Source organism: uncultured Sphingorhabdus sp. (assembly GCF_937872355.1).
Classification (GTDB): Bacteria; Pseudomonadota; Alphaproteobacteria; order Sphingomonadales; family Sphingomonadaceae; genus Sphingorhabdus_B.
The window spans coordinates 1-11444 of record NZ_CALMSV010000181.1; the positions used below are offsets into that span (position 1 = coordinate 1).

Consider the following 11444-nt stretch of genomic DNA (forward strand, 5'->3'; position numbering starts at 1 on the left):
AACTCCCGCGTGAGGGGCCTGGCGCGGGGTTTCGGGGCGGCGGGGCGGGGGGGCCGCCCCCCCCCCCCCCCCCCCCCCGCCCCCCCCCCCCCCGCCCCCCCCCCCGCCGATAAACATCAGGATCGAGGTGAGCATCAGCGACTGGTCGGAAAGTGCACCGATATTGACCGCGTTGAACCCTGCGGTGCGCGCAGTGACCGACTGGAACAGGCCGTTCAATATATGCGCATGTGGTTCCATATTGCCCATCGTCGCGCCATTTTCCCATTCAAGGATGATGAACAGCAGCGCGCCTACGACCAGCAGGAACGCATAACCATAAAGCGTGAGCCGCCCGTGCAGCGAAATCCGCTTCCAGCCGCGCTGCGTCCACATGTCACGATAAACCGGATAGCCGATGCCGCCGGCAACCACCGCCGCCATGATCGGCGTCAGAAACAGCCAGTCCGACTGGAAACCCATCAAATTGTCGCTCCACAGCGCGAAACCAGCATTGTTGAACGCGGAAATGGCGTGGAATAGCCCGTTCCATGCGGCATCGGCCAGCGGCTGTCCATGGCCGAGCCACAGCCAGCCAAACAGCCAGAGCGCAACGACAGCCTCGAACGTGAAGGTGAAGGCGACAATGATCTTGAGCAGCGGGCGGACATTGCCGGGCGTAATCCCGCTATTCTCCGCCGCCAGCCCGCGCCTTATGCCAAAGCCCATCGTCCGGCTGAACAAGGCGACGAGCAGCACCGATGCGCTCATGATGCCGAGCCCGCCCAACTGGATCAGCACGAGGATCGTCAGCTCGCCCTGCCCCGACCAGTGGTTGGGCACATCGAGCGTCGACAGGCCGGTGACGCAAAGCGCCGAGACAGCGGTGAACCATGCGTCGACAAAGGGCGTCCCCTGCCTGCTTTCGGTCGCCGAGGGCAAAGACAGGGCGAACGCGCCGAGCAGCGAGACAAGGAAGAACAGCAGCGGCACGATCTGCACCGGCCGTGCGAACAACAGGTTCACCAGCCGGTCGAGCGTGCCGACCGCGAGCCGTTCCATCAGATGTTCGGGATGATGTGGTTGTTCCGCCAAGACTTTCCCCTCGCCTGCAATGCCTTAACGGTATTGCCCGCAAGGGGGAAGGTTCAATAACCCATCAGGCTCATCACTTCCTTGCGGCTGCGGGTATCGTCGAGGAAGCAGCCCAGCAGTTTCGAAGTGACCATGTTGACGCCGTGCACCTTAACACCGCGCCCGGTCATGCAGCCATGTTGTGCTTCAATGACAACCGCCACACCTTCAGGCTTCAGGTGCTCCCAGATGCAGTTGGCGACCTCTGCGGTCAGCCGCTCCTGCACCTGCAGGCGGCGGGCAAAGCCGTGGAGGACGCGGGCTAGCTTCGATATCCCAACAACGCGGTCGGTGGGCATATAGGCGATTGAGGCCTTGCCGATGATCGGCGCCATATGATGCTCGCAATGCGACTGGAACGGAATGTCCTTCAGCAACACCAGTTCATGATAGCCGCCGACTTCCTCGAACGTGCGCGACAGGTGTACCGAGGGATCTTCGCCATAGCCGGCGCAATATTCGCGCCAGGCACGGCCAACGCGACGCGGCGTATCGAGCAGGCCTTCGCGGCGCGGATCGTCCCCGGTCCAGCGGATCAGCGTCTTGATCGCTTCGAGAACCTCGTCGGGAACGACAACCTTGCCGCTCTCGTCAATCTCGTCATCATAATGAATGTGCGCGATGGGAAACACCATTTCGGGTCTGTTCATGGGTCTGGTCCTGTTAATGAGCGACTCTTTCGCTTCACCGCAAGCCTAACCCCCGCCCGCCTTTCTATCCTATACAGCCATTAACCCTTAAGGCGTTGCCCGCAAGAGGGGCGACACTTGAGCGTGTGCATTTTACTTTGGAATAGTCCAGCGCACCCGGCTCGTCCAGCTTGCAGGGCCGCCGCCATCGGTGATCGGTTCAAACCGCGCGCGGCGCATTAACGCCTTGCAGGTAGCCGCATCGAGGTCCCCATGGCCGCTTGAGGCTGTGACCGTACATGCCGTCACCTTGCCATCGACGCCGACGTCCAGCCGGAATGCCGTGGTCCCCTCGCGCTCTTCGCGCAAGGCGCGCGACGGATAGTCGTTGGTTGTGACCCAGGTACCCGGGTTGGTGGCCGGGGCGATCGGCGGCAATGGCTGCGGCTCCGGTGCTGTTGGCAGCGGCAGCGGCGCATCCGGGCTGTTGGTTTCAGTTATTTCCGTCTGCTCCGCAACTTCATAGGGCTCTTCTCTGCTCAACGGCGGCGCGTTGTTCTCGTCACTATCGAAGAGGTTGAAGAGGATCATCAGCAAGACAAAGCCGACGCCGAGAACGTTGCGGCCGTTCTTTGTATTCACCAGCCAGTCGAGCACCATCGTCGCAGTGCTTTGTGGATAAGCAGACCGCGATTGCCGATACCCGTCGGTCTGTTCCTGAAAAAGTTCTTCTTCGGTTTTATACCCACCGCCGCCAACATATTCACTTTGCTCTTGAGTCGGCTCTTCTGGCTGATCAGCTACAGGTCCCGGCTCGGTATCGGGGACCGCGACCGCTGCAGCCTCTTCGGCCTCAATCCGCCGTGCTTCGATGACATGCAGATTGGACTGCAGTGAGGGAGAACCCTTTGCCAGCAACACGCGGCAGCGCGCACAGATATTTTCGAGCGGCTCTGCCGCATATTCCGAATTGCGCATCAGATCGTCAACACGATCGCGCACATCCTCCATATCCGAAAGCTCGGTTCCGCATTCCTTGCACCGGCGTTTGCCGAACCCGAACATCCCCTGCCCCCGCAGGCCCGGTTCAGCCTATCGCCTGTCCCGTTTTCGCCCAGTCGGCAAGGAAACCTTCGATTCCCTTGTCGGTCAGGACATGCTTGAACAGGCCTTTGATCACTGATGGCGGCGCGGTCATCACATCTGCACCAATCTTCGCCGCCTCGAGCACATGGATGCCATGGCGCACGCTGGCGACAAGGATTTCGGTGCCAAAGTCATAATTGTCGTAGATCAGGCGGATATCGGAAATCAGGTTCATCCCGTCAAAGCCATTGTCATCATGCCGACCGACGAAAGGTGAAATGAAGGTGGCGCCCGCCTTCGCCGCGAGCAGCGCCTGATTGGCTGAGAAGCAGAGGGTGACATTGACCATCGTTCCGTCGCTGGTCAGCGCCTTGCAGGTTTTAAGGCCGTCGATGGTCAGCGGCACCTTGATGCACACATTGTCCGCAATCTTACGCAGAACCTCGGCCTCTTTCATCATGCCTGCATGGTCGAGCGCTACGACTTCCGCCGAGACGGGGCCGTCAGTCAGCCCGCAGATTTCCTTGGTCACTTCCATGAAATCGCGGCCCGATTTCATGATCAGCGACGGGTTCGTCGTAACCCCGTCAAGCAGGCCGGTGGCGGCCAGTTCCTTGATGTCGTCGATTTCAGCGGTGTCGGCAAAGATTTTCATGGGCTCGCAGCTCTCTATTTGCGGTTGGAATCACTTCACCGCCTATAGGCAAAAGCGCCATCGCTTGGACAGCGCTATATTGCGGCTATTTGAGCAAACCGAAGACCGCGATCAGCATCGGGTCATTGGTCTTCCGCGGATTGGCGCGAATTCCTTCCTCTTCCAGCCCGATCGCCGCCCAGATGGCATCATCGGCTTTGCGGGTGATATCCTGCCCGAGCGCCTGCATGTCAAAACCGGTGACCGATTGGACCGCGCGATTGATCACCTGATCATCGAAAAGACGCAGGCCATCGGAAATGCCGGGCAGCATCGCGTCGAACAGCGCGATGCCCATCTTCCCGCGCAGGAAACGGGTTGCAGCCTGCGGTCCACCGCGCACGATTTCATCGGCAGCCTCTATGCTCACCATACGGATGGTGTCTGCAATCAGGGGAGCGGCTCGCTCGGCACCCTTTTCTGCAGCGCGGTTGAGTTGGCGCTGCAGACGGTCGCGGAAGGACTGGCTTTGCAACAGTGCGGATAAAATAGTTGTCCCACGTCCGCCGCCCAACCGATCGGGCAAAGCGATGCGCGCCACCGAGCTGTCCCAAAAGCCACCGGGCTGAAGCAGAAGCGCAAAGGCATTTTGCGAGGCAAGAGTCAGAAGCCGCCGAATGACTTCAGTCAGGCTGTAGCGTGGCCCGCCCGCGCAGCCGGGCAGCGCGAGGGTGAGCCCCGCAGCCCCGGTCAGCAAAAGTTGGCGGCGTTCGAACACAATGGACATGAGGCGACTCCTCCCAAAACCCTATAGCGCTCGAATATCAGAATAATTCCGACTCTACCATGAACGGGTCGCTGAGGGCGTGACGCGGCATTAGCCACACCCTATATCCGCCAGATGAATCGCCCCCAACCTTCCGGCAAGCGCGTGCGCGTGGTGTTGTTGACGCAAGTCATCGGGCCGCTCGATTATCGCTTGCCCGACTGGATGGACGCCGATGTCGGTTCGGTTGTTGTTGTGCCGCTCTGCCCCCGCAAGATGGTTGGCGTGATCTGGGACGAAGGGGTGTTCGGCGACGAAGCGGTCGAGGAGCACCGCCTGCGTAACGTGCTGGAGGTTATCGACGTCCCGCCAATCAAGCGCGGCCTCAGGCGGCTGGTCGACTGGGTTGCCGACTATTATCTTTCCAACCATGCCGCTGTGTTGCGGATGGTTATTTCATCCTCTGCCGCGCTGTCGGCGGGAGGGACGGTTACCGAATATCGGCCCTCAGGGATTGAGCCTGCCCGATTGACCCCGCAACGCGCAGCCGCGCTGGATGCTTTGGTGGACGCCCAAGGGCTGGTGCGCGAACTGGCCGAGCAGGCGGGCGCCAGCGAGGGTGTGATCCGCGGGCTGGTGAAGGTCGGCGCGCTGGAGCCGGTGACGGTCAGCATCGATGCGCCCTTTGCGGCGCCTGATCCGGACCATCATCATCCAGAACTATCTGACCTACAGGAAGCCGCAGCCGGAGTGATGCGCGACGCAGTGAAGGAAAGCGCATTCGAGCCGATTGTGCTCGATGGCGTTACCGGCTCGGGTAAGACCGAGACTTATTTTGAGGCGGTCGCAGAAGCTCTCAAGATTGGCAAACAAGTGCTTGTCTTACTTCCTGAAATTGCCCTCACGCAACCCTTTCTGCAACGCTTTGAAGCGCGCTTCGGCGTCGAGCCAGCAACATGGCATTCGGGGATGAAGCAGTCGCAGCGCCGCCGCGTGTGGCGGGGTGTGGCTGAAGGGCGGGTGCAAGTCGTCGCCGGTGCGCGCTCGGCGCTGTTCCTGCCTTTTGCCAACCCCGGACTGATCGTCGTCGACGAAGCGCATGAGATCAGTTTCAAACAGGAAGATGGCGTGCGCTATCATGCCCGCGACGTTGCGGTGATGCGGGGCAAGTTCGAAGGATTCCCTGTTGTGCTGGCCTCGGCCACACCCGCGCTCGAAAGCCGCCACATGGTCAGCATCGGACGCTATAAGGGACTTGAAATTCCATCACGCTTTGGCGCTGCAAAGATGCCCCGGATCGAGGCCATCGACCTGACGCAGGACCAGCCCGATCGCGGCCACTGGATTGCACCTACCTTGCTCAAAGCGCTCGAGGAAAGGCTGGAACGCGGCGAGCAGAGCCTGCTCTTCCTGAACCGCCGTGGATATGCGCCACTGACCCTGTGTCGCAATTGCGGGCATCGGTTCGAATGCCCCAATTGCACTGCATGGATGGTCGAACACCGGCTGGTCCGCCGCCTTGCCTGCCATCATTGCGGCCATGTCATGCCGCCGCCCGACGCCTGCCCCGAATGTAGCGCCGAAGACAGCCTCGTCCCCTGCGGCCCCGGTGTCGAGCGCATCTGCGACGAGGTACAGCGCATGTTCCCCGAGGCGCGGACCATCGTTGCAACTTCGGACACATTATGGTCGCCGGAAAAGGCCGCCGAATTTGTAGCATTGGTCGAGAATAAGGCGGTCGATATTATCATTGGCACCCAGTTGGTGACCAAGGGCTATCACTTTCCCGAACTGACACTGGTGGGGGTGATCGACGCTGATCTTGGTTTGGAGGGCGGCGATTTGCGCGCCGCAGAGCGCACTTTCCAGCAGATCGCGCAAGCCGCCGGGCGTGCAGGTCGAGCAGAGAAGCCCGGCGAAGTCTTCATCCAGACACGCAATCCCTCACACCCCGTGATCGCCGCGCTGGTCGAAGGTGATCGCGATGCCTTTTATGATGCCGAAACCGAGCAGCGCCGCCGCGCCGGTGCCCCCCCCTTTGGGCGTTTCGCCGCGATCATCATCAGTTCAGAAGATGAGCGCGAGGCCATTGAAGCCGCACGCGCAATCGGCGGTTCGGCCCCTGAAATCGAGGGGATGCACGTCTATGGCCCTGCCCCTGCCCCGCTGGCGATGCTCCGTGGGCGCCACCGGCAACGCCTGCTAGTTCATGCCCAACGCTCGGTCGAGCTGCAGAATATCATGCGCGAGTGGCTCGGTGGCCTACAATTCCCGCGCGGGGTGCGCGTGGGGGTGGATGTCGATCCATACAGCTTCCTGTAAGCCAAAATTTGCTCTACCCTTTGCCGTCTTATTCCTATAACACAGTTTATCGATGTTCTTCCGCCGATCCAAAACCCCTCCCCCGACCGATATCGATAGCAGGCTGGCGGCCTTTGACCGTGCCTATGCCGGGATGTTCCCCGGCGAAGCAAAGCCCTGGGAAAGCGCGACGGCAGCAGCGTCGCCGTCCATCGAAACCGCGAAAACTTGGCTGCTCGGCAAAACCCGCTGGTGGTGGTTTACCCGCGCCAGTGCGGGCCTGTTGCTGCTGTTCATCCTGATCGTTTTCTGGCTGGCAATCACCGCGCCGCTCTCCAAATCGCTGCAACCGATCGCGCCGCCGCGCATCACCCTGCTGGCATGGGACGGCACACCGATTGCCCGCAACGGTGCGATTGTCGACAAGCCGGTTGAAGTCGAAAAACTGCCGCCGCATGTCGTGCAGGCTTTCCTGTCGATCGAGGACCGGCGTTTCTATTCGCACTGGGGCGTCGACCCGCGCAGCATCGCCCGCGCGCTGTGGAGCAATACTTTCGGCAGTGGCCTCAAACAGGGTGGCAGCACGATAACACAGCAACTTGCGAAGTTCACCTTCCTGACGCCAGAGCGCAGCCTGACCCGCAAAGCCCGCGAGGCGCTGATCGCATTCTGGCTGGAGGCGTGGCTTACCAAGGATGAGATCCTCGAACGCTATCTGTCAAACGCCTATTTTGGCGACAATATCTACGGGCTGCGCGCAGCGTCGATGCACTATTTCTATCGCAAGCCCGAAAATCTGACGCTTTCGCAGGCGGCGATGCTGGCTGGACTGGTGCAGGCCCCCAACCGCCTGGCCCCGACCCGCAATCCGCAGCGCGCCGCCAAACGCGCGAAGCTGGTGTTGAACGCGATGGTCGCGACCGGTGCAATCAGCGAGGCCAAGGCCGATGCCACACCGATCGCACGGATCGATGTTCGCTATAAGGAAACGCTGCCGACCGGCACCTACTTCGCCGATTGGGCGATGCCGCAGGCACGGCTTGATGCCGAGACCGGCTATTCGGATCAGGTCATCCGCACCACGCTGGATTCACGGCTGCAGAATATCGCCCGCAACGTCATCGCACGCGCGCCGTTGGGTAAGGCGCAGGTGGCGCTGGTTGCGATGCGGCCCAATGGCGAAGTCGTGGCGATGGTAGGCGGCAAAAGTTACAAGGAAAGCCCGTTCAACCGGGCGACGCAGGCGAAACGCCAGCCGGGTTCGACCTTCAAACTTTTTGTTTATACCGCGGCGTTGCGCAGCGGGATGACGCCTGACAGCAAGGTTGATGACAGCCCGATTATCGAAGGTGCCTATCGCCCCAAAAATTACAGCGAACGCTATCGTGGTGAAATCACGCTCAAACAGGCTTTCGCCCAATCGAGCAACGTCGTCGCGGTACGCCTGTACAACCAGCTTGGCTATAGCGCGGTGGCGCGTGCGGCGAAGGATCTGGGCGTCCAAAGCCCGCTGACCCGCGACGCCAGCCTGGCACTTGGCAGTTCGGGGATGACGCTGCTCGAGCTAACATCGGCTTATGCTGGCGTTGCCGGAAATAAATGGCCGGTCGAACCACGTGCCTTTGTGGCCGAAGATGAAGGCTGGTTCGGTTGGCTGCTGTCGGCACAGCGCAGCTTCAGCAATGCCCAGCACAAGGCCCTACTCGAGCTGTTGGGTGCGACCGTTAATCAGGGCACCGGACGCGCGGCGCGGCTTTCCATCCCCGCTTATGGCAAGACGGGCACCAGCCAGGATTATCGCGATGCATTGTTCATCGGCTTTGCAGGCGATCTCGTGGTTGGCGTGTGGATCGGCAATGATGACAACACCCCTCTGCGAAACATGACCGGCGGCGGCCTGCCCGCGCGCATCTGGCGCGACTTCATGGGCCAAGCGGTCAAAGGCGCCGGTGCGCGGCCCAAACCGAAACCGGCAGTCGAGCCTGATCCAACGGGACCGATCGAACCGCTTGACCTGCCGGAGATCCCGGAACTGCCGGTCAATATCAATGGCACCGAAGTTCGTGTTGACCCGGGCAAGGGCGTAACTGTCAGCGGGCAGATCGAAGGCGTGCCGCTGGATGTTACGTTCGGGCGCGATGGGGTAAATGTGCAACCGCGCGAAGAGCCTGCCCGCAGGCAATAAAGCCGGTAGCCTTTGCATTGAACCAAAGGCTTAAATGTGGTCGAAAGCTGTCAGGGGCCTGAGGGAGATTCGCGTGCGGCTAAGTTTGACAGGCCTTTTTGTTGCATTGATCGCATTGGTTTTTGCATCGACTGCCCGCGCCGATCCGGAAGATATTGCCGCCGCCAGCCGCAGCGTCGTTCGCGTGGTCGTGTTCCCGGCAGCAGGCAGCGACACGCCGATTGGCCATGGATCAGGCATCGTTGTTACACCCGACAAGGTGCTGACCAACGCCCATGTCGTTTCTGAAGAGGAATATGACGGCGCCATCCGCGTCGTGATCGTGCCTTCCGACGGCGGCGAAGCGATTGCCGCAGAGGTGATGGACCGGTCCCCGCGCAATGACCTGGCTCTGATCGCGTTGAATGACGGCAAGCGCCTCACCCCAGCCACCTTTTTCAGTGGGCCGGTGGGCGATGGCGCCGATGTCTTTGCGATTGGCTATCCGGGTGGCGTCGATATCGCGCAGGGCCTCAATATGGCCGATGTCCTGCGCCCGCAGACGCCAGTCAAAACCCGCGGCAATATTTCGGGTGGCCGTTCAGCGAAGGATTTCGAAACCTTGCTGCACACTGCGGCGATCGGTGGCGGCAATAGCGGCGGACCTTTGGTCGATGGCTGCGGACGTGTGCTTGGGGTCAACAGCTTTGGTAGCCTTTCGGATGGCAGTGATGCCGAATTCTTTTTCGCCGTTGCGCAGCGCGAAGCCGCCGCTTTCTTGCGGAAAAATGGTGTCGCTTTCCGCTCGGTCGATAGCGAATGCCTCTCGCGCGCCGAGATGAGCCGGGCCGAAGCCGAAAGGGCAGCCGCCGAAGCTGCCAGAATAGCCGAGGAAAACCGGCTGACCGAAGCGGCCCGTAGCAAAAGCTTCGGAGAAGCGCGGCGACTGGCGGAATATGATATCATCGAATCGCGCGACAATCTGTCGATGTTGACCGTCGTGTTGATCTTCCTTGCGCTGGGTGCAGCGGGCACGAGCTGGCAGTTGCTCGAACGCGAACGGCGCGATCAGGCAAAGCTGGCAGGTGGTGCGGCAGCGGCGCTGGTTATTGCTGCCTTGCTCACCTGGTACGCAAGGCCCAGTTTTGCCGAAGTGGATGAACTTACCAAGGCGCGCCTGACCGATACCGAAGATCCCGCTGCGCCAGCAAAGGTGGCGCAAGAGGGCAAGTTGACCTGCGTGATAGATCGCAGCCGCAGCCGGATTACCGTTTCGGACACCGCCGACGTTCCCTTCGAATGGGCGGCTAGCGGCTGCGTCAATGGCAAAACCCAATATGCCCAGGATGGGGATCGCTGGGTGCGGACATTCGTGCCGAATAACGAAGCGCAGGTTTCAATTGTCAGCTTTGAACCGACGCGCAGCAGCTATCGCATCGAACGCCATTTGCTCGGGTCCGAGGCGATGCAAAAGGCCCGCGTTGCACGAAACCAATATGATGTAAAAAGCTGCTCAGCCGATCCTGCCATGCTGGAAAAGGTGGCGTCGATGAATGCAGCCGTCCGCCAGTTGCTGCCGCAACAGCCGAATGAATTGCTCGTTTTCAATTGCAACTGAAACTTTGCGTGGTGGAAATTTGCCGTTAAGGCCCTGAGTCGAACATGGCAGACAACTCCCCCCTCGAACAATTCAAACAAGTGCTAACCGGCACCTCGCGCGCCATTGCGCACGATCCGGAAATCGAACTGGCCTTCACCGCTGACGCACCGACACAGGCGGGGAAGAATTTCCGCGTGCCCATGCCCGGTCGTTCGCTTCCGCCCGAACAGATCGCAGAAGCGCGCGGTTTTGCCGACAGTTTCGCGCTGCGTCTCAAACATCATGATGCCGCGCGCCATGCAGCACTGCGCCCGCATGAGGCGATGGCAGGCGCTGCCTTCGATGCCATCGAAACCGCGCGTATCGAGGCGCTGGGGTCGCGCGCGATGGAAGGGGTGAAGGGCAACCTCACCCATTCACTCGAAATGCGACTGCGTACCGACCCGATTTCGCGCGCGCAGGCGGCGGAGGAAGTACCGATCTCAACCGCACTCGCGCTGATGGTGCGCGAACGGCTGACCGGCCAGCCAGTTCCGGAAAATGCCGCGCAAGGCGTCGACATGCTGCGCGAATGGATTGAGGAAAAGGCCGGCGGCGACCTTGATGCCTTGGGCCTCGCACTCGACGATCAGGCCGCTTTCGCTTCGCTTGCGCAAACCATGCTCGAACATCTCGACCTGACCGAGGGCGAGATTGAGCCCAACGAAGCCGACGAAGGCGGGGACGAATCCGAACAGGAGCAAGAGCAGGACGGCGAAAGCGACGATGAGGGCCAGGGCGAAGCCGGACAGGCCGAAGCCCGCGCCGAGCCGCAAGAGGGCGAAGGCGAAGAGTCCGAAGCCGAATATGACCAGTCGCAAATGGACGACATGGACGACGCCGATGGCGACATGGGTGAAGACGGCATGCAGCCGGTCAACCCGCAGCGCCGCAATTGGGATCATCTGCCCGAAAGCGACTATAAAAGCTGGACGACCAAATATGACGAGATCGTCGGTGCAACCGAGCTGGCCGACGAAGATGAACTCAACCGTCTGCGTGCGTATCTCGACCAGCAATTGTCGGGGTTCCAAGGCGCGGGGACGCGGCCCGCCAACCGCCCGCAGCTCCGCCTGATGGCGCAGCAGCATCGAAGCTGGGATTTCGCTTCG

General features: G+C 61.0%; 8 protein-coding genes and 1 pseudogene. 4 read left to right on the forward strand and 5 right to left on the reverse strand.

All coding sequences use genetic code 11. The features are described 5' to 3' along the window. The 5 genes from Q0239_RS12200 to Q0239_RS12220 form a co-directional block, all read right to left on the reverse strand. A partial coding sequence (locus tag Q0239_RS12200) for a TrkH family potassium uptake protein (RefSeq protein ID WP_298603259.1) occupies positions 1-1074 on the reverse strand: 1074 nt, incomplete at its 3' end. 53 nt (positions 1075-1127) lie between these two features. Continuing rightward, the gene (folE, locus tag Q0239_RS12205) at positions 1128-1748 is read right to left on the reverse strand and encodes a GTP cyclohydrolase I FolE (RefSeq protein ID WP_298603280.1); all 621 of its coding nucleotides are present in this window, start codon (positions 1746-1748) and stop codon (positions 1128-1130) included. A 147-nt stretch (positions 1749-1895) separates the two neighbouring features. After that, positions 1896-2807 carry an energy transducer TonB gene (locus Q0239_RS12210; RefSeq protein WP_298603263.1) on the reverse strand — a complete coding sequence of 304 codons (912 nt, stop codon included), beginning with the start codon at positions 2805-2807 and terminating at the stop codon, positions 1896-1898. A 22-nt stretch (positions 2808-2829) separates the two neighbouring features. After that, complete coding sequence (fsa, locus tag Q0239_RS12215) at positions 2830-3483, reverse strand: fructose-6-phosphate aldolase (RefSeq protein WP_298603265.1); 654 nt, start codon at positions 3481-3483, stop codon at positions 2830-2832. An 85-nt stretch (positions 3484-3568) separates the two neighbouring features. Next, positions 3569-4249, reverse strand: coding sequence for a DUF4197 domain-containing protein (locus Q0239_RS12220; protein ID WP_298603268.1), 681 nt, complete (start codon positions 4247-4249; stop codon positions 3569-3571). A 114-nt stretch (positions 4250-4363) separates the two neighbouring features. On the opposite strand from Q0239_RS12220, the gene Q0239_RS12225 reads away from it, so the two are divergent. The 4 genes and pseudogenes from Q0239_RS12225 to Q0239_RS12240 form a co-directional block, all read left to right on the forward strand. Next, on the forward strand, positions 4364-6550 hold the full coding sequence (locus Q0239_RS12225) for a primosomal protein N' (protein ID WP_298603271.1): 2187 nt from the start codon (positions 4364-4366) through the stop codon (positions 6548-6550). A 52-nt stretch (positions 6551-6602) separates the two neighbouring features. Then, the gene (locus tag Q0239_RS12230; RefSeq protein ID WP_298603274.1) at positions 6603-8714 is read left to right on the forward strand and encodes a transglycosylase domain-containing protein; all 2112 of its coding nucleotides are present in this window, start codon (positions 6603-6605) and stop codon (positions 8712-8714) included. Between the two features lie 73 nt (positions 8715-8787). After that, the gene (locus Q0239_RS12235; RefSeq protein WP_298603277.1) at positions 8788-10311 is read left to right on the forward strand and encodes a S1C family serine protease; all 1524 of its coding nucleotides are present in this window, start codon (positions 8788-8790) and stop codon (positions 10309-10311) included. Positions 10312-10355: 44 nt separating this feature from the next. Further along, positions 10356-11444: pseudogene (locus Q0239_RS12240) on the forward strand (cobaltochelatase subunit CobT); the annotation flags it as partial.